This window comes from uncultured Tateyamaria sp. (genome assembly GCF_947488715.1).
Taxonomy (GTDB): domain Bacteria; phylum Pseudomonadota; class Alphaproteobacteria; order Rhodobacterales; family Rhodobacteraceae; genus Tateyamaria.
Window position 1 is genome coordinate 1 of record NZ_CANLAG010000007.1, and the last position, 18,512, is coordinate 18,512.

General features: G+C 62.4%; 21 protein-coding genes. 13 read left to right on the plus strand and 8 right to left on the minus strand.

The genetic code is table 11. The features are described from left to right. The first annotated feature begins 191 nt into the window (after nt 1–191). Entirely contained in the window at nt 192–848 is a 657-nt protein-coding gene (locus Q0936_RS15490) for a L,D-transpeptidase (RefSeq protein ID WP_299144783.1), read from the plus strand. On the opposite strand, the gene Q0936_RS15495 is transcribed toward Q0936_RS15490, so the two are convergent. After that, nucleotides 845–1,135 carry a hypothetical protein gene (locus Q0936_RS15495; protein WP_299295615.1) on the minus strand — a complete coding sequence of 97 codons (291 nt, stop codon included), beginning with the start codon at nt 1,133–1,135 and terminating at the stop codon, nt 845–847. The two genes, Q0936_RS15490 and Q0936_RS15495, sit on opposite strands and share 4 nt — an antisense overlap. 239 nt (nt 1,136–1,374) lie before the next feature. Here Q0936_RS15495 and dusA point away from each other — a divergent pair, with 239 nt between their 5' ends. Genes dusA through Q0936_RS15510 form a run of 3 tightly spaced genes read left to right on the plus strand, consistent with a single transcriptional unit; the run spans nt 1,375 to nt 3,973 of the window. Then, nucleotides 1,375–2,391 (plus strand): tRNA dihydrouridine(20/20a) synthase DusA, encoded by a 1,017-nt coding sequence (dusA, locus tag Q0936_RS15500; protein ID WP_299295614.1) that lies wholly within the window; start codon nt 1,375–1,377, stop codon nt 2,389–2,391. A gap of 38 nt (nt 2,392–2,429) precedes the next feature. After that, nucleotides 2,430–3,251: a sulfite exporter TauE/SafE family protein gene (locus Q0936_RS15505; protein WP_299295612.1), complete on the plus strand. Its 822-nt coding sequence runs from the start codon at nt 2,430–2,432 to the stop codon at nt 3,249–3,251. Continuing rightward, a complete protein-coding gene (locus Q0936_RS15510; protein ID WP_299295610.1) occupies nt 3,248–3,973 on the plus strand; it encodes a hypothetical protein in 726 nt (241 codons plus the stop codon). Before Q0936_RS15505 ends, Q0936_RS15510 begins: the two co-directional genes overlap by 4 nt. Here Q0936_RS15510 and Q0936_RS15515 read toward each other — a convergent pair. Genes Q0936_RS15515 through ccmI form a run of 3 tightly spaced genes read right to left on the minus strand, consistent with a single transcriptional unit; the run spans nt 3,970 to nt 5,905 of the window. Beyond that, nucleotides 3,970–4,215, minus strand: coding sequence for a DUF1289 domain-containing protein (locus tag Q0936_RS15515; RefSeq protein WP_299144793.1), 246 nt, complete (start codon nt 4,213–4,215; stop codon nt 3,970–3,972). The two genes, Q0936_RS15510 and Q0936_RS15515, sit on opposite strands and share 4 nt — an antisense overlap. Continuing rightward, nucleotides 4,212–4,688: a Holliday junction resolvase RuvX gene (gene ruvX, locus Q0936_RS15520; protein WP_299295608.1), complete on the minus strand. Its 477-nt coding sequence runs from the start codon at nt 4,686–4,688 to the stop codon at nt 4,212–4,214. Before ruvX ends, Q0936_RS15515 begins: the two co-directional genes overlap by 4 nt. Next, entirely contained in the window at nt 4,685–5,905 is a 1,221-nt protein-coding gene (gene ccmI, locus Q0936_RS15525; protein WP_299295605.1) for a c-type cytochrome biogenesis protein CcmI, read from the minus strand. The genes ruvX and ccmI overlap by 4 nt, the downstream gene beginning before the upstream one ends. A 218-nt stretch (nt 5,906–6,123) precedes the next feature. Between ccmI and Q0936_RS15530 the strand changes: the two genes are divergently transcribed. Further along, nucleotides 6,124–7,368: a sarcosine oxidase subunit beta family protein gene (locus Q0936_RS15530; protein ID WP_299295603.1), complete on the plus strand. Its 1,245-nt coding sequence runs from the start codon at nt 6,124–6,126 to the stop codon at nt 7,366–7,368. 17 nt (nt 7,369–7,385) lie between these two features. Here the strand turns inward: Q0936_RS15530 and Q0936_RS15535 are convergent, their stop codons facing one another. Further along, nucleotides 7,386–7,559, minus strand: a complete 174-nt coding sequence (locus tag Q0936_RS15535) for a hypothetical protein (protein WP_299295601.1) — start codon at nt 7,557–7,559, stop codon at nt 7,386–7,388. Next, nucleotides 7,560–7,742 (minus strand): hypothetical protein, encoded by a 183-nt coding sequence (locus Q0936_RS15540; protein ID WP_299144803.1) that lies wholly within the window; start codon nt 7,740–7,742, stop codon nt 7,560–7,562. A 218-nt stretch (nt 7,743–7,960) separates the two neighbouring features. Between Q0936_RS15540 and Q0936_RS15545 the strand changes: the two genes are divergently transcribed. The 6 genes from Q0936_RS15545 to Q0936_RS15570 all read left to right on the plus strand — a co-directional run bounded on the left by Q0936_RS15545 (nt 7,961) and on the right by Q0936_RS15570 (nt 13,383). After that, complete coding sequence (locus Q0936_RS15545) at nt 7,961–8,158, plus strand: hypothetical protein (protein ID WP_299144805.1); 198 nt, start codon at nt 7,961–7,963, stop codon at nt 8,156–8,158. Nucleotides 8,159–8,245: 87 nt separating this feature from the next. Beyond that, on the plus strand, nt 8,246–8,575 hold the full coding sequence (locus Q0936_RS15550) for a sarcosine oxidase subunit delta (RefSeq protein ID WP_299144808.1): 330 nt from the start codon (nt 8,246–8,248) through the stop codon (nt 8,573–8,575). Between the two features lie 46 nt (nt 8,576–8,621). Beyond that, nucleotides 8,622–11,636 carry a sarcosine oxidase subunit alpha family protein gene (locus Q0936_RS15555; protein WP_299295599.1) on the plus strand — a complete coding sequence of 1,005 codons (3,015 nt, stop codon included), beginning with the start codon at nt 8,622–8,624 and terminating at the stop codon, nt 11,634–11,636. Continuing rightward, nucleotides 11,629–12,198 (plus strand): sarcosine oxidase subunit gamma family protein, encoded by a 570-nt coding sequence (locus Q0936_RS15560; RefSeq protein ID WP_299144813.1) that lies wholly within the window; start codon nt 11,629–11,631, stop codon nt 12,196–12,198. The genes Q0936_RS15555 and Q0936_RS15560 overlap by 8 nt, the downstream gene beginning before the upstream one ends. A gap of 75 nt (nt 12,199–12,273) precedes the next feature. Then, nucleotides 12,274–12,669: a hypothetical protein gene (locus Q0936_RS15565; protein WP_299295597.1), complete on the plus strand. Its 396-nt coding sequence runs from the start codon at nt 12,274–12,276 to the stop codon at nt 12,667–12,669. Nucleotides 12,670–12,783: 114 nt separating this feature from the next. Then, on the plus strand, nt 12,784–13,383 hold the full coding sequence (locus tag Q0936_RS15570) for a superoxide dismutase (protein ID WP_299144817.1): 600 nt from the start codon (nt 12,784–12,786) through the stop codon (nt 13,381–13,383). Between the two features lie 63 nt (nt 13,384–13,446). On the opposite strand, the gene Q0936_RS15575 is transcribed toward Q0936_RS15570, so the two are convergent. Next, nucleotides 13,447–13,986 carry a TIGR00730 family Rossman fold protein gene (locus tag Q0936_RS15575; protein WP_299295594.1) on the minus strand — a complete coding sequence of 180 codons (540 nt, stop codon included), beginning with the start codon at nt 13,984–13,986 and terminating at the stop codon, nt 13,447–13,449. 127 nt (nt 13,987–14,113) lie between these two features. Here Q0936_RS15575 and Q0936_RS15580 point away from each other — a divergent pair, with 127 nt between their 5' ends. Next, a complete protein-coding gene (locus Q0936_RS15580) occupies nt 14,114–15,634 on the plus strand; it encodes a LysM peptidoglycan-binding domain-containing protein (RefSeq protein ID WP_299295592.1) in 1,521 nt (506 codons plus the stop codon). A 66-nt stretch (nt 15,635–15,700) separates the two neighbouring features. Then, a complete protein-coding gene (locus Q0936_RS15585) occupies nt 15,701–17,551 on the plus strand; it encodes an ABC transporter ATP-binding protein/permease (protein ID WP_299144823.1) in 1,851 nt (616 codons plus the stop codon). Here Q0936_RS15585 and Q0936_RS15590 read toward each other — a convergent pair. After that, a complete protein-coding gene (locus Q0936_RS15590) occupies nt 17,548–18,441 on the minus strand; it encodes a hypothetical protein (RefSeq protein ID WP_299295590.1) in 894 nt (297 codons plus the stop codon). The two genes, Q0936_RS15585 and Q0936_RS15590, sit on opposite strands and share 4 nt — an antisense overlap. Between the last annotated feature and the right edge of the window lie 71 nt (nt 18,442–18,512).

Here is an 18,512-nt window from a genome sequence, read left to right on the forward strand (position 1 = left end):
GTGACCCCCTTCTTCATCGCCGACGCCGCCACAATCGCAGCCCTCGTCGCATTCCCAGGCATCGTACTATGGCTGCCGTCGCTCGCAGGGTAGAGGGGGACAACGGATTGGATGCACGCAGATGTGTATGGTGCGCAGGCTGTGAATGCGCTTAAATCAGGCAAAACCAAAGGTTCAGGGACATTTGATTCATGCTGACACGACGCCATTTCATCATGACCGGCACCGCGCTGTTTTCGACGCCAATCACCGGCGCCGCCTTTGCGCAGGATGCTTCACCCTCGCAGTGGGCCGCCTGGGATGCGCGGGTGACACCGGCGAACTATGATCCGGCCACCACGAACCCCTGGGGCTTTCACCCGCGCTATCTGCCGCAGCGGGTGCAGGCGAATGACGGGCTGACCCCCGGTGATATCCACGTGGATGCGATTGCCCGCTATCTCTACCACATTCAGGCCGATGGCACGGCCATGCGGTACGGCGTGTCGATTGCGCGTGGAAACCTTTACGAGCACGGCACATACACGATCCGTCGCAAAGCCAAATGGCCCAAGTGGACGCCCACCAAAGACATGATCGCACGCGATCCGGCGCAGTTCGAGCAATTCGCAGACGGCGTGCCAGGTGGTCCGACAAACCCACTAGGATCACGCGCGCTGTACCTCTTTGTCGGCAACCGTGACACGTACCTGCGCATCCACGGCACACCGCACCCGCGCTCCATCGGTGGGCGCGCCAGTTCGGGCTGTGTGCGCATGGTCATGGCGCACATCATTGGTCTCTATGATCAGGTCGAGCCGGGCGCGCAGGCCATCCTGTACCCCGCCGAAGTCACCGCCAGCAGTTAAGAGCTGGCCGCCGTTGCAGGGTCTTCCGTCTGTGCCTTGGTGCAGATGGGCGCCCCCGCGGGCGTGCGCAGTGGCAGCAGCGTCGATTCAACCGGGCCATTGTGCAAATACCAGAAACACCCGTCTTCCGGCAGGACCTTGACCTGGCGCAGGTTCTGTTTGGGATCGGCCAGATCAACAACGCTTTGTGGCAATTCGGTGATGAAACCGGCCGTGCCGGTTGTCGTTTCATCACAGGCGATCAGGGCGGTCAGCGTGGCAAAGACGGCGCAAGAACGAAGCATCATGGATCAGGGTCCCTCTGGATGGTGGTCTGCGCTCTGACGGCGCGGGTTGGTGCATGTTTGGCATCCCTTGGCCCACAGCGCAATGCGCGCGCGTATCTCGGGGTGTTCGCAATGGGCGATGAGCGGTGACAAGGGCCCAATCCTGCTTGCCTGAGGCCAATCCGCGCGATGTTGTTTTTGCTACCGATCCGCACTATGTCCACTTTCTGTCCCCCAAAAGTGCTGACAATTGGTAAGCAATGGAAAACACGCGATATAATCTGGACCACAGCGCACGCCTGTCCGTGGCGCCCATGATGGACTGGACCGACCGCCATTGCCGGTATCTGCACCGATTGTTGAGCGGGCGCGCACTGCTCTATACCGAAATGGTGACAGCGCCCGCGCTGGTCAGGGGCGGGGCCTTGCATCTTCTGGATCACGATACCGCCGAGCATCCTGTGGCGCTGCAACTGGGCGGGTCTAACCCGAAAGAGCTTGCGCAGGCGGCGCGGCTTGGTGCGGATGCCGGGTATGACGAGATCAATCTGAACTGCGGCTGCCCGTCTGATCGGGTCCAATCTGGCACGTTTGGCGCTGTGCTGATGCGCGAGCCTGCGCGGGTGGCGCAGTGTGTCCGCGCGATGCGCGACGCGGTAGACGTGCCGGTGACAGTGAAATGCCGGATCGGCGTGGACGAACAGGACCCAGAGACGGTTCTGCCGGAGTTTCTGGCCCAGATCGTTGCCGCAGGTTGCGAGCGTGTGACCATCCACGCGCGCAAGGCATGGCTCAAGGGGCTGAGCCCCAAGGAAAACCGCGACATCCCGCCCTTGGACTACGATCTTGTGATGCGGATGAAGGGGCTGTTCCCCAACCTGCACATCTCGATCAATGGCGGTATCGCCTCACTGACCCAAGCCCAAGAGATGCTGGATGCGGGTCTGGATGGCGTGATGATCGGACGCGCTGCCTATCACCAGCCTGCCGACATCCTGTGTTCTGCGGACCGATTGATTTTCGGGGCGGGCACGGACACAACTGCCGAAGCGGCGGTGATGTCCATGCTACCCTATATCGAGGCACATTTACAGGGCGGGGGGCGGTTGCACCAGATCACGCGGCACATGCTGGGCCTGTTCGCAGGGCGCCCCGGTGCACGCGGATGGCGCCGTGTGTTGAGCGAAGGGGCCACACTCCCGGATGCCGGCCCCGCGCTGGTTGAAACCGCCATGTCTCACATCACTGCGCTGGAAGACCGCGCGCAGGCGGTATAGGACCACGCCAATTCATACCAATGGGCGAGGGGCCTTCCATGACGGACATGGTTCTGCTGTTGCAGATGTTGGCGGTGCTGGCTGTGATCGGCGGATGTGCCGGCGTGTTGGCCGGGGTGTTCGGTGTGGGCGGTGGCATCGTACTGGTGCCTGCATTTTTTTATGCATTCCAGACGCTTGGCTATGACGGACCGGAGCTGATGCAGATGTGCCTTGCCACATCGCTTGCGACAATTGTGGTCACGTCGCTCAGGTCGCTGTCGAGCCATAACAAGAAAGGTGCGGTGGATTGGAGCATCCTGCGCGGCTGGGCGCCGGGCATTGTGCTGGGGGCCGTTGTGGGCATGATGGTGGTGGCCGGATTGCGGTCTGTGACTCTGCAACTGATCTTTGGCGCACTGGCGTTGACCGTGGGGCTCTACCTGGCCTTTGGCCGGGCCGAGTGGCGGGTGTCAGAGGCAATGCCCAAAGGGTTTCTGCGGGCCATCCTGTCGCCGCTCTTGGGGTTCCTGTCCGTGCTTATGGGCATCGGTGGTGGCAGTTTCGGCGTGCCGGTGATGACCCTGTTCAACACGCCAATCCACCGCGCGGTGGCCACAGCGGCGGGGTTTGGTGTTCTGATCGCGGTTCCTGCGGTGATCGGTTTCATGTTTGTCAAACCGACGATGCAAATGCCCCCGCTGACCATCGGTGCTGTGAACCTCGTGGCCTTTGGCATCGTGATCGCCATGACACTGATTACCACGCCATACGGTGTGCGATTGGCGCATAGAACGGATGCAAAGCCGCTGAAACGGGCCTTTGGCCTGTTTTTGACGCTGGTGGCGCTGAACATGCTGCGCAAGGCGTGGATGGGATGATGGACCGCGACGGCTATACCGTGTTCGGGATGGACGCACGCGTGACGGCCTGGGCCAAAGCGGCGGCGCGCGCTGCGGAGCGGGTGATTGCCGACCCCGATCTGCACGCGCAGAACATGCGCCACGGGGATACGTGGTTTGTCGGTGTCGATGTCCTGCCCAACGGGTCGGACGGTGCTGTCGATGGCGTGCCGCTGGACGGACCCTGGGATGTGCCCTCCATGCCGCTCCATCCGGCGCAAGTGTCGGTGATCTATCCCGGTTATCCGCAGCCCGACCCGGACCAAAGTGCCGCCAATCACCGCTACCGCGTGGATCGGTGCGCGGCGCATGTGGATGGCCTGCTGCCCGAAGGGCCAGAACGCCGCCGCTTTGCACGCGAACTGCACGCCTACATTCTGGGGTTGCCCCTGGACGACAGCACAGAGGCGCCAACCGTGATTTGGCCCGGCAGTCACCGCATCATGCGCGCCGCATTGCGAGAGGTCATTGGCTCCGGGCCTGCGGGCTATGTCGATGTGACCGATGCCTATCACGCAGCCCGCCGCGCGGTGTTTGCAACGTGCGACCCTGTGCCAATCCGGGCCACACTGGGTCAGTCGTTTGTCATCGACCGCTTTGCGCTGCATGGAACAGCACCCTGGACGGGACCCTCAGGCCCACCGCGCAAGATCGCATTTTTTCGGCCACAGTATGACACCACAGCCGACTGGTTTGCCTAGCGCTTGAGGCGCGCGTTGCGGCCGCCGCGCCGCCCCTTTGGGGCCGGGCTGCGATTGGGCAAGTCGTCCATAATGGCGCGCCGTGCCTCCGGGCTCATCCGGCTCCAGCCGCCAATCTCGTCGATGGACCGCGCGCATCCGGTGCACAGACGCGTCTCCGGGTGGATCACGCAAATCTGCACGCAAGGGCTCTCGATCTCGTTGCGTTTCCAGACGAGGTTGTTGGGGACTGTGTCGGTCATGCCTGCCTCTTGATCACTGCCAGCCGGTCCAGCAGTCCCTGCAAGATATAGCCCGCCGCCACGTGATCAATGACCTCAGCGCGACGTTTGCGCGTCGTATCCGCCTCAAGCAGTGCTTTCTCAGCCGCGACAGTCGACAGGCGTTCGTCCCAAAAGGTGATTGGCCCGTCCCAAAGTTTGGCAAAGTTGCGGGCAAAGGCGCGCGTCGACTGGCATCGCGGCCCTTCGGAGCCGTCCATGTTGCGTGGCAGGCCCAGAACCAGACCGCCCACGCGCCGCTCGGTCAACAGCGTCTGCAGGCGCGCTGCATCCACACCGAATTTCTTGCGCCGCACAGTTTCCAGCGGCGTGGCCACGGACCAGAAGGTGTCGGACACGGCGACCCCGATGGTCTTGTCGCCCAGATCAAGGCCCATCAATGCCTGCATCGGGGGCAGGGCGGCTGCAAACTCGATTGTGTCATCGGTGATCATTGCAGACCCACACGGTCTGCCGCCCGGTTCAGCATATCCATGGCGCGGGGATCGCTGCCAAACACCTGTTGCGCATTGGCAAAGATGGCCGCCGCCTGATCCAACTGGCCCAGAACACCCAGCGCGCTGATCAATTGCGCCCAGTCTTCAGCCGGACCACCTTCGGTCGCCAGACGGTCGCTCAGACCCGCAACCATTCCCTGTACCATCTCCAGCCGCTCGGTGGGCGACAACGCTTCGGCGGCCTCGATGTCTGCTGCTGACGGCCCACGCCCGGTGCCAATCGCGGGTCTGGCCCAGTTCACGCCGGCCCGCATCGCCATATCCTCGATCTGGGCATCGATGGCGGGGATCCAGGGCGCATCGGCCGGACCCTCACGCAGCAATTGGTCCCAGATCCGCAAGGCCGTGTCAGGGCGCCCGGTTTGCGACATCATCAGGCCGAAATAGTACCGCGCCGCGCCGTCACCGGAATCCAGCGCCAGCGTCCGCTCCAGCATCTGTTCCGCCTCGGGCGAAACATAGCCGCCCGCCGCAAGGATCAGCAGATCCGCATATTCGGAAAAGTCGGCGGCATCCGCTGCATCACCCTTGATGGCAATGACCTGCGCCTTTGCCTCATGTGCGGCTGTGAAATTCCCCAATCGCGCCTCGGCCTGACTGAGCAGGGCAAAGCCCTGAACGTCATCTGGCCGCGTCTGAACCGCGCCGCGCAACTGCTCCACCAGCGCGACGTAGTCGGGTGCCACATCTCCGGGCGGCGGAACATCCGGCACACCCTGTTCGGCATCGGCCTGGCTGGGCCGGTTCGTGCGAAAGATCTGCGCCGCTTCGATCCGGTCTTTCAGGGCCAGATCACCATAGCCCGGCGCGCCCAATTGCAGGTAAACCGCATAGGTCCCGCCAATCAGGACCAGCGCCGACGCACCCGCAATCACTGCCGCACCACGCGCCGTCCGGTCGCTGCCTGTCTCCTTGCGCAACGCGGCATCGGCGGCCAGGATGCGGCGTGACACCTCGGTCCGGGCGCGCTCTGCATCCGGTTCCGAAATCACCCCACGGGCCAGATCGCGGTCCACTTCCTTGAGCTGGTCACGGTACACGTCCAGATCATAGGCCGCAGGCGGGCGGTCAGACACGCCGCCCATGACCAGCGCGCGCACCAGTGTGGCCACCACGACCAGGGTCAAAACTGCGGTAACACTCCAGAACAGCATGCGCGCCTTTTCCTTAACAATCCCAAGCTCATGTAACCCCTGCACCCCCACAGCAAAAGGGCAAACCGACCCATCGTCCGGGCCGTCACGCACACGTGCACGGCACCCGTGTCGCAAAACCGTTAAAAAGTGCCGCCCGCGCGGTCCTTTTTCTTTGCCTCAGCGGCCATTACAAAGTTGTTCGCTCACCGTCGATTCCAGTGCCCGGAGGCACCGTCATGAAACGATACTCTGCCTTTGCCATCGCGCGCGAAGCCGCCCGTTACCATACCGGTTGGGAACGCGCCTGGCGCGCGCCGGAACCAAAGGCGAAATACGATGTGATCATCATCGGGGCAGGGGGGCATGGCCTCGCCACCGCCTATCACCTGGGCAAAAACTACGGCATCACCAATGTCGCCATCCTCGAAAAGGGTTGGCTGGGCGGCGGCAACACGGGCCGCAACACGACGATCATCCGCTCGAATTACCTTCAGGACCCGTCGGCGGCGATCTACGAAAAGGCGCGCAGCCTTTACGAGACGATGAGCCAGGACCTGAACTACAACGTCATGTTCAGCCCCCGCGGCGTGATCATGCTGGCCCAAACGCACCACGAGGTGCGCGGCTATCAGCGCACGGCCCATGCCAACGCGTTGCAAGGCGTCACAACGGAATTCATCGGCCCCGAAAAGGTCAAGGAATTGGTCCCGATCATCAATATCGACGGTCCCCGCTATCCGGTGCTGGGCGGGCTCTGGCAGGCGCGCGGCGGCACGGCACGCCACGATGCGGTGGCCTGGGGCTATGCGCGGGCGTGCTCCGACATGGGCATGGACGTCATCCAGAAATGCGAAGTCACCGGCATCCGCCGCGAGGGTGGCCGCGTCGTGGGCGTCGACACGTCCAAGGGCGCAATCGACTGTGACAAGCTTGGCATCGTCGTGGCCGGGCATTCAGGCGACGTGGCTGGCATGGCGGGCTTCCGTCTGCCGATCGAATCCGTGGCGCTTCAGGCGCTGGTGTCCGAGCCGATCAAACCCTGCATGGATGTCGTGGTCATGGCCAACACGGTGCACGGCTACATGTCCCAGTCCGACAAGGGCGAGATGGTGATCGGCGGCGGCACCGATGGTTACAACAACTACACCCAGCGCGGGTCGTTCCACCATATCGAGGAAACCGTGCGCGCGCTGATCGAAACCTTCCCGATGATCAGCCGTCTCAAGATGCTGCGCCAATGGGGCGGGATCGTGGACGTGACGGGCGACCGCTCGCCGATCCTGTCCAAAACGCCGGTGGATGGCGTGTTCATCAACTGCGGCTGGGGCACCGGCGGGTTCAAGGCGATCCCCGGATCAGGCTGGGCCATGGCCGAACTGATGGCCAAGGGGCACTCGCCCCTTACCGACGAGTTTTCGCTCGACCGCTTCCGCGCGGGCAAGTTCATCGACGAAAGCGTGGCCGCTGGGGTGGCGCACTGATGCGCGCCCCGCTGCACTCACCTGTGAATGGTGTGGTCTTCGATGCGGATCCGCTCGCGGTCTGCTTCGGTCTGGCCCGCGTCACGCGCGGTTTCGTCCAGCAGTGCACCGCGCCCGGTGCGGCGTTCCCGAATGGACAGGACCACGCCGACAATGGCAAATGCCAGAACGATCAGGCCCAGCCACTCCATTCAGTGGGTCTTCTTGCCTTCACCGGCGGCACTGCCAAAGGCGATCAGGTTGCTGACGTCAATCTCGCGGCCCCCACGGGCGGCCTTGCGACGGGCGGCGGCGCGTTGTTCGCGCACGAACATGATCAGCGCGATGGCGATGATGGTGCCAAACACCAGAACGGCGCCCATTTCCTTGCTCATGGTGATCTCCTGTCAACTCTGCCTGACACTACGCCAACTGCCCTGCGCAATCAACTACACCCGCAGAGCGCAACGATTCCCCCCTTTCCGGCGGGACGCAGCCAAGCGCGCGCGGCCAAATGGGCCGGGCTTGGCCGAAAAACAGCACCGCAAGGGGCGTCGGTTGAGGTAGCGCAGCACTCTGCTTTGATGGTCTTCCATCCAAAGGAGGCTGTTTCATGTCAGACTATCCAAATCCGAACCTGCACCGCGGTGACGGCGTTTCGGGCCGGGGGCTGCTCATTGCGTTCGGCGTCATCGTCGCGTTTATCGCAATCCTGGCGCTGGTCGGCGCCAGTGGCGGGCCGGAAAACGGCACCGTCAGCCAGGACGCAATCGCGCCTGCAACCGACCCGCTGGTTGTCCCCAGCGAATAAGCCACACACTCACAACCGAACCGCATGGGGCGGGCGTCGCAAGACGTCCGTCCCTTTTGCGTGCGGTCACTACACCGGAGCACGCCCATGCTGATCCTGACCTGTCCCTGTTGCGGCGTCACCGGCGAAGAAACCGAATTTCATGCTGGCGGCGAGGCGCACCTGACCCGTTTCGGCCCTGGATCAACCGATGACGACTTTGAAAGCTATCTGTTCATGCGCGAAAACCCCAAGGGCGTGCATTTCGAACGCTGGCGGCATGTTTACGGCTGTGGCAAGTGGTTCCACGCGGCGCGCTGCACCACGACGCTCGAAGTCTTTGGCACCTATCCAGCGCAAACCCTGGCCCCGCCCCAAGAGCTGTGCGACGCAATTTCCGCCAAACGTCCCGGCTGGTCCTGGAGGGCGCTGTCGTGACTGATCCTCGTCGCCCCGTTTCCCGCCCATTTGAAGAGGTCCAACCATGAGCACACGCCTCGCAACCGGTGGTCGCCTGCTGAACAGGGGCGACGTGATCCGCTTTTCCTTTAACGGGCAGACGCTCAAGGGGGTCCAGGGGGACACGCTGGCCTCGGCCCTTCTGGCCAATGATCAGATGCTCGTGGGCCGTTCGTTCAAGTATCACCGCCCGCGCGGCATTGTCGCCGCAGGCCCGGAAGAGCCGAACGCCCTCGTCAATCTGGGCTCCGAAGGCGCGTTTGAACCCAATCAGCGTGCCACCACCACAGAGCTCTTCGAGGACCTGACAGCTACCAGCCAAAACCACTGGCCCAGCCTTGAGTTCGACGTCGGTGCGATCAATGCCAAGCTCGCGCGCTTCATGCCGGCGGGTTTCTACTACAAAATGTTCATCCATCCCCGGCCACTGTGGAAACACGTCTACGAGCCGTTCATTCGTCAGGCCGCCGGTCTAGGCAAGGCTCCCAAAGGTCGCGATGCGGACAGCTATGAACACTTCTATGCCCATTGCGATGTTCTGGTCGTGGGTGGTGGTATCGCCGGTCTGACGGCGGCACATGCAGCGGCGCAAACCGGCGCGCGTGTGATCGTGCTGGAACAAACTGCCCACTGGGGAGGGCGCGCACCGGTCGATGGTGGCACTGTGGATGGTCTGCCTGTGGATAAGGTGGTGGATGATCTCGTGTCAGCACTGATTGACATGCCCAATGTCACGCTGCGTTTGCGCACGATGGGTGCGGGGGTCTACGACCACGGCTATGTGCTGGGCTACGAACGCCTGACGGACCACGCGCCAGAGCGTGCGGGGCCGCGGCACCGCCTGTGGCGCATCCGCGCTGGCCACACGATCACAGCCACCGGCGCGATCGAACGCCCGCTCAGCTTTGCTGGCAACGACGTGCCGGGTGTGATGCTGGCCGCTTCGGTCCGTGACTATGCTGTCAACTTTGGTGTCAGCGTCGGGGACCGTACGGTGGTTGTGACCAATAATGACGACGCATATCGCACCGCAATCGCTTTGAATGACGCAGGATTGACGGTTCCCGCGATTTTGGACGCACGTGTGCTGCCCGTCGACAGCCCCCTGATGGCAGCGGCCAAGACGGCGGGCATTCGTGTGATGATGGGCCACGGCATCGCCAGGGTGATGGGGTCCAAACGGGTCACGGGCGTGGCCGTCTGTGCGCAGGCTGGCGAGGGCGCAGTGCTCGAAGAGATTGCGTGCGACGCGGTTGCCATGTCCGGCGGCTGGTCCCCGGTGGTGCACCTGTGGTCCCATTGCGGTGGCAAGCTTTTTTGGGACACCGATTTTGCCATGTTCCGGCCCGATGTGGATAAAGCACCGCTTGGCGCGGACGGGCGGGCCTTTGTCAGCCCGGCTGGGGCCGCCAACGGGCATTTCGGGTTGCAGGAAATCCTCGGCGACGCACATGCCATGGGGCAGGGTGCCGCCCGCGCGACCGGGTTCAAACCAAAGAACACCGCAGCCCCCGCAGGCGACAGCATCGAAGAGGCGGCAATGGCCCCCGTTTGGCTCATGCCGCAAGGCGCGGGCAAGGCGCTGCGCGGCAAGACGTGGCTGGATTATCAAAACGACGTCAAGGTGTCGGACGTCCAGCTCGCCGCGCAGGAAGGTTTCGAATCCGTCGAACATGCCAAACGCTACACAACGCTGGGCATGGCAACGGATCAGGGTAAGTTGAGCAACATCAACGGCTTGGCGATCCTTTCTGATGCGCTGGATCAACCCATTCCGCAAACCGGCACCACGACGTTCCGCCCGCCCTACACGCCGATCTCAATGGGCGCGATTGGCGGCGAGGCGCGCGGCGACGTGTTCCAGCCCATCCGGCGCACTCCGATGCACGACTGGCATGACGAGAACGGCGCAGATTGGGAACCCGTTGGACAGTGGCGCCGTCCATACGCTTACGTTCGGTCTGGCGAGACGGTGCATGACGCAGTGATGCGTGAGACACAGAACGTGCGTGAAAACCTGGGCCTGCTCGACGCCTCGACACTGGGCAAACTGGTGGTCAAAGGGCCGGACGCGGGCAAGTTCCTCGACATGCTCTACACCAACATGATGAGCACGCTAAAGCCCGGCAAATGCCGCTATGGGCTGATGTGCGACGAAAACGGGTTCCTGATCGACGACGGTGTTGTCGCGCGCATCGATGACCAGACGTTCCTGTGCCACACCACCACCGGCGGTGCCGAACGCATCCACGCGCACATGGAAGAATGGCTGCAAACCGAATGGTGGGACTGGCAGGTCTACGTGGCCAATGTCACCGAACAGTACGCACAGGTCGCCGTTGTTGGCCCCAACGCCCGCGCAGCCCTTGAGGCCATGGGCGGGATGGACGTGTCCAAGGACGCACTTGGGTTCATGGAATGGGCCGACGGGACGCTGGGCGGCTTTGACGTGCGCGCCTACCGGATCTCCTTTTCGGGTGAACTGAGTTATGAAATCGCAGTCCGCGCCAGCGAAGGGCAGGCGTTTTGGGATGCGTTGATGGCCGTGGGCGCGGCTCTGGGCGTGATGCCATACGGGACCGAAGCGCTCCATATCCTGCGCGCTGAAAAAGGGTTCATCATGATCGGCGACGAAACCGATGGCACTGTGATCCCCCAGGACCTTGGACTGCACTGGGCCTTGTCCAAGAAAAAGGACGACTATCTGGGCAAACGCGCCCACCTGCGCAGCCACATGGCCGATCCCAACCGCTGGAAACTCGTCGGGCTTCTGACCGAAGACGGCTCTGTCTTGCCCGATGGGGCCTATGCGGTGGCGGACGGCACCAACGCCAACGGTCAGCGCAATATGCAGGGGCGCGTGACCTCCAGCTATCATTCGCCCAACCTTGGCAAAGGGATTGCCATGGGTCTCGTGCTGCACGGGCCGGACCGGATGGGTGAGGTGCTGGCGTTCCCCGGCACGGATGGCAAAACCTACAAGGCGCGGATCGTGGACCCGGTGTTCTATGACCCGGACGGGGAGAAACAGAATGTCTAAGGCTGTGACCGCGCTGGGCGGTGCTGTGAATGCGGATGGGATCGCGGCGATTGCCGAGGTGCCGTTGCAGGGCATGATCACCCTGCGTGGCGATCTGGCTGCGTCAGCGGTCAAGGCGGCGGCGCAGTCCGCTGCTGGTGTCGCCGTGCCGGGGCCGGGGCAGGCCAATTGCACCGGGGACAGCGGCCTGTGCTGGATGTCGCCGGACGAATTGCTGGTGCTGTGTCCCTATGGGGACGTCTCTGACCACGTGCAGCGTATGCAGGACAGTCTGGGTGACGTGCACGCATTGGCTGTGGATGTGTCGGACGCGCGGGCCAGCTTTACGGTGACGGGGCCGCATGCGCGCGATGTCATGGCCAAACTGGCACCGGTGGATTTTCATCCCGATGCGTTCCAGTCGGGCATGTTCCGCCGGACCCGTATGGCACAAGTGCCGGTTGCGTTCTGGATGCGTGACAGCGACAGCTTTCAGATCATCTGCTTCCGCAGCCAAGCACGCTATGTGTTCGATCTGCTGTCTGTCGCAGCACAAAATGGCAGCGCGGTCTCGATTTTTTGAAATTGTGACCGGCTGACATCTTGGAATTCCCGACCTGATGCTAAATAGTGTCAGGACACCTAAAGAGGGAATTCCATGAAGAAATTTACGATGGCCTTGAGCGCCGCTTTGGCGCTTGCGACACCGGCTGCGGCGCTGGACTATGTGTGCCAGGTCCGTGACACCGGCAACGGCTTTATCTCGCCCGTACTTGCCCTGCAGTTCGAACCGGGTGCCACCACCGGCAACGTGTTCGACGTCTACATCAACGAAGTGCACGGCGCGCCGATCCAGGCCAAAGTCAAGGACCGGGGCAATGGCAAGTACCGCTTTACCTACCGTCTGAACAACATTCCCGCACGGCCCCGTCCTGCGCGGATCGGATACCGGATCGAACTGGACACCAGCAAGAACACCGTGATCGTGCGGGGCTCCATGCCGGGCGTGACCAACTCGTTCAATGGCAGCGGTCAGTGCGAGCGAGGCAAATAGACCAGACCACCGGCGATTTGGGGCCACCTTTTGCACGGATCGTGCTTGATCTTGCCGTGATCCGCACAATCTGTCAGTCACAGCCTTGCAATACGAACCGAAGGGGGCCCCAACATGGCTTTTGAACTTCCCGATCTTCCTTATGCCCACGATGCGCTGGCGTCCAAGGGCATGTCCGCAGAGACGCTCGAGTATCACCACGATCTGCACCACAACGCCTATGTGGTGAACGGCAACAAAGCCATCGAGGGCACCGAGTGGGCGGGCAAATCGCTCGAAGACATCATCACCGGCACCTATGATGCGAACGCCGTGGCGCAAAACGGCATCTTCAACAACATCAGCCAGCTGTGGAACCACAACCAGTTCTGGGAAATGATGGGTCCGGGCGACGCGGGCATGCCCGGCGCGCTGGAAAAGGCACTGACCGAGAGCTTCGGCTCCGTCGACGCCTTCAAGGATGCGTTCAAGGCGGCGGGCGCAGGCCAGTTCGGCTCGGGCTGGGCATGGCTGGTCAAGGACACAGACGGCAGCCTCAAAGTGACCAAGACCGAGAATGGCGTGAACCCGCTGTGCTTTGGTCAGACGGCACTGCTGGGCTGCGACGTGTGGGAACACTCCTACTACATCGACTTCCGCAACAAACGCCCCGACTACCTGTCCAACTTCCTGGACAACCTGGTCAATTGGGAAAACGTCGCGGGCCGTATGTAAGCGCGCAACGCATATCATAATATGTGCGAAATTCTGGCCTGTCCCCGCGGGGACAGGCCATTTTCATGTCAGATGGTCGAGGGCGGCATCCGCGTCTGACACGACGGTCAGATAGCCAAGCACCGACGCATCCGCGAAACCCTGTTCAACCACATGGCGCAACAGCGCCAGCAACGGGTCCCAATAGCCGTTGGTGTTGACCACAACGACAGGTTTCTCATGCAGACCCAGCTGCCGCCAGGTGAGCACTTCGAACACCTCGTCCAGCGATCCCGCCCCACCGGGCAAAAGCACAACGGCGTCGCAGTTCATGAACATCACCTTTTTGCGCTCGTGCATGGTTTCGGTGACGACATAGCTGGTCAGGTCCGTCTTGCCGACTTCCCAGTCCACCAGATGCTGCGGGATCACACCAAATGTATGGCCGCCCGCGCGTTGCGTGGCGCGCGCGACCGTGCCCATCAACCCCACATCGCCCGCACCATAGACCAGACGCCAGCCGCGCTCTGCGATCCCTTGGCCCAACCGCTGGGCATCCGCCTCAAAGGCCGGGTCCAGACCGGGGCGTGATCCGCAAAAGACACAGACAGACAGTGGGGCCATGGCAACAGTTCCCGTATGAGCGCGTGAAAGTGATGGTTTTGTGACAGCAGTGTTTTGACCGTTGTTATGCGCCCTGTTATGCAAGCGCAACGAAAGCGCGGTGTTTTGGGGCGCAGGAAGGATACAAATGTCGAAGTTGACGGCATTGTTTGGGGCAAACGGCGCTACAGTTGTTGTCGCCGGAGCCGTTGTCGTGGCTGCGGCCGGGGCAGGCGTCTATTTCAGCACGCGCAGTGCAGAGACCGTGGAAACGCCCGCACCAGTGGTTGAGGCCGCCGTAGTCCCGGAGGCCGCGCCCGATCCCGCACCAGCCGCGATCCCCGAAGTGGAGACACGAGGCGACGTTGCCGTTGTTGCGGCCCCGCCGTCGATTGACGAAGTACGGCTTGAGCCGGATGGGCTGACCATTGTGGCGGGCCGTGCTGCACCGGGCAGCGAGGTTTCGGTGCTGCTTGATGGTGCGGAAAACACCTCGGTGACCACTGATCCCGGTGGCAGCTTTGCCGCCATCACCATCCTGCCCCCTAGCGCCAAGGCACAAATCCTGACTGTTGTGCAGCGTGTCGGGGCGGACGAAATCGCCTCTGACGACGAGGTGATCCTTGCACCACAAGCACGCCCCGCGCCGGTTGCCGTCGCGGACGCGACAGAAGAAACAGCGCCAGAGGTGGCCACAGAAGAGGTTGCAGCCAGCGATCCTGTGGTCGAACCAACGGTCGATGTGCCGGTCGCGCCAGAGGTGGCGGCGGTCGAGGCGACGGATGTCGCGCCCACACCAACCGAGGTCGCGCCTGTCGAAGAACCCGCGCCTGTGCTGGCCGAAGTGGAAACGGCGGCCCCCGCCCAAGACACAGCGCCTGCAACAGATGGCGACACGATTGCGGCCTTGCCCGCAACAACCGTGGCCGAAGCGCCCGTGACACCCGAGGTTGCGGCACCGGTGACCGATGCACCTGCCGACACGACAGCCGAGGCCGAGCAGGATACGGCACCGGTTGTTGCCGCGACCCAAGCGCCTGCGTCGGAACCCGCTACGGCTGCTCCTGCCCCCGCTGAAACGGTTGCCGCCTTAGACACACAAGATGACATTGAGGCCCCGGCACCCGCAACGGCTCCGGCGGCTGTCACTGTTCTGCGCTCCACCGCCGAAGGCGTCGAAGTGTTGAGCAACGCGCGTCCTGAGGCGCTGGACAACATCGAAATCGACACAATCAGCTATTCGGAAACCGGTGACGTACAACTGGCAGGCCGCGCGCAATCCGAAGCGGATGTGGTGCGGGTCTATGTGAACAACAAGCCGATTGCCGATCTGGATGTATCCCCCGCCGGTGACTGGCGCGGCGACCTGCCCGAAATCGACACCGGTGTTTACACTCTGCGTGTGGACGAGCTGAACAAAGAGGGCGAAGTCACCAGCCGGATCGAGACGCCGTTCCGTCGCGAAGACCCCGAAGTGCTGGCCGCCATTGACGATCCGTCGTCACCCGCCGCGCAGATCACCGTGCAAACCGGCAATACCCTGTGGGGCATCGCGCGTGACCGCTATGGCGAGGGCCGGTTGTTTGTCGAGGTGTTCGAGGCCAACCGCGAGCGTATCCGCAACCCCGATCTGATTTTCCCCGGACAGGTCTTTGCCCTGCCGAACTGATCGGGCACTGGCAACTTGGGACGCGCTGACCTAAATAGAGACGTCTGACTTTCGGGGACGTTTTTCATGCCATCTGACACAACGGCGTCGGCAGGTTCTGCCGGCCCAAGCAATCCGCAACCCGGTCCTGTTTCAGCCTCGGACGACGCGCGTGCGTCCGGCTGGCGGACCATCCGCAAGGTTGCGCCCTACCTGTGGCCGGACGACAAGCCGTGGGTCAAAAAGCGTGTCATTCTGGCGCTTTTGGCGTTGATCCTGTCCAAGGCGGTTTCTGTCTACACGCCCATCATCTACCGGGATGCGGTGGATGCGCTCGCGGGTGACGGGGTGTCGGCCCTTGCGCTGGGCGCGGTTGGGTTGACCGTCGCCTATGGGTTGGCCCGGCTGATGAACGTGGGCTTTCAACAGTTGCGCGATGCGATCTTTGCCCGCGTGGCGCAGCGGGCGCTGCGGATGCTCGCGCTAGAGACCTTTGAACACATCCACCGTCTGTCCATGCGCTATCACATCACGCGCAAGACCGGGGGCCTCAGCCGCATCATCGAGCGGGGCGTCAAGGGTGTTGAGTTTCTGCTGCGGTTCTTGCTGTTTTCAATTGGCCCGCTTGTCCTCGAACTGATCTTGATCGGGATCGTTCTGACGATCCTGTTTGACGCCTGGTATCTGCTGATCGTGGCTGTCACCATCGGGCTCTATGTCTGGTTCACCTTTGCCGTCACCGAGTGGCGCGTGAAGCTGCGCAAGGTGATGAACGATCAGGACACGGACGCCAATCAAAAAGCCATCGACAGCCTGCTGAACTTTGAAACGGTCAAATATTTCGGCGCCGAGCGGCGTGAGGCCATGCGCTATGACGCGGCGATGGAGGGATATGAGGCGGCTGCGCTCAAGACCAGCTATTCGCTGGCCTTCCTGAATTTTGGTCAGTCGGTGATCATCACCGGTGGCCTTGTGGGGGTGATGGTGCTGGCCGCTGTTGGTGTGCAGAACGGCACGTTGACGGTTGGTGATTTCGTGATGGTGAATGCCTACATGATCCAGATCACGATGCCGCTCAATTTCCTCGGGACAGTTTATCGCGAGATCCGTCAGGCTCTGGTGGATATGGGCGAGATGTTCGATCTGCTGGAACAACCCGCTGAGGTGCGTGATGCCCCCGACGCCAAGCCTTTGGCCGTGACCGGTGGCCGGATCGAATTGGACAATGTGCATTTCGGCTACGATAGCGCGCGTCCGATCCTCAAAGGCGTGTCGATTGCGGCGGAACCCGGTCAACAGGTGGCCATCGTCGGGTCAACCGGGTCGGGCAAGTCGACCATCGGGCGGCTGTTGTTCCGGTTCTACGATGTGGGCGACGGGGCTTTGCGCATTGACGGGCAGGACGTGCGTGACGTGACCCAGGAAAGCCTGCACGCGGCCATTGGGGTGGTGCCGCAGGACACGGTGCTGTTCAACGACACCATCCGATACAACATCGCCTATGGCCGCGATAATGCCACGCGCGCCGACATCGAGGCGGCAGCCAAGGCCGCTCAGATCCATGACTTTATCGTCGCCTTGCCTGATGGCTACGACACGGCGGTTGGCGAACGTGGGCTGAAATTGTCTGGCGGTGAAAAGCAGCGGGTCGGCATTGCACGTACCCTGCTCAAGAACCCGCCGATCCTGCTCTTGGATGAGGCGACCAGCGCGCTTGATACCGAGACCGAGCAGGACATCAAGGAGGCGCTGAATGCCGCCGGGCAGGGGCGCACGGTTCTGACCATTGCCCACCGGCTCAGCACCATCGCAGAGGCGGACCAGATCATCGTTCTGGAACAGGGTGTCATCGTCGAGGCCGGCACACATGACACGCTCCTGGCCGCCGAGGGGCGCTATGCCCAGCTCTGGCAGCGCCAGCAGGCGGACGAGGCCTAGGACAAGGCAGCGGCATGGCGGCGGAATTTGCCCGCCATGCTCCAATCCCACCGGTCGGTCCATTTGGCCCGCAAATGGTCAACCTGATCGCCCAGGGCATCGTCAAACCACATCAACAGGCCCTCGCGCACCAACAGGGCCTGACGGCTCCGGGTGAGGGTGATCTTGCAGTGATCCGTGTCGGCGATGGGGTCGATGGTGAACTCCATGATGCCGCTGACCAGGTGCTTGTTGGCCGGGTTCAACTCGCCCTGAAAGGCATAGCGCGCGTGACGTGGATAGGACACGGCCTCGTATTTGATCGTTTGGTGTTCGAACTGCGCGTGCCCGATCCGGTATTCGACATCAAAGACGTTGGGTTCGTCGGCCCGCTCTTCCATCTTTTTCAACAGGGGTTCCCAGTTCGCGCCGCCCTTGCGGTCCAGCCCCGGCACAAGCCAGTCCCACAATTCCTCGGCGGTGCCTTTGATCCTGAACCTACGGGTTTCGGAGTGGTCCAGCCAGATGCGGTAGCGGTCCAGCCAGGTGCCGTATGTGATGCTGAACAGGGTGATATACGCGGCGATCCAGACGCCGACCTCTAGCCCGCGATCGGTGATCCACAGGGGCAGGTGATCAAAAAGCGCGATGTTCAGGAACAGCATGATCGAGAAAAACTCGACCGCCATGCGCATCGACGGCACGACCACCACCAGAACCACACTGATCAGCATCATGCAGATCGCGGCAATCACACTGGTCAACCCAACGGTCAAAACCAGCAAGATCATCGGCTCACTGGCAAAGTAGGGGAGCGTGCCGGGCTGTAGCAGAAAGCTGACGCAAGACAGTATGGCGAAAAAGCCCGCGAACAAATGTCTGCGACGCTGGCGGTAAATCAGTCGGAACATGCACGGTCTCCTTCTCGCTATGCGGGCAAGAGATCACGTGATTTGGGCCAAAGAAGGGCATGGCGATGGCC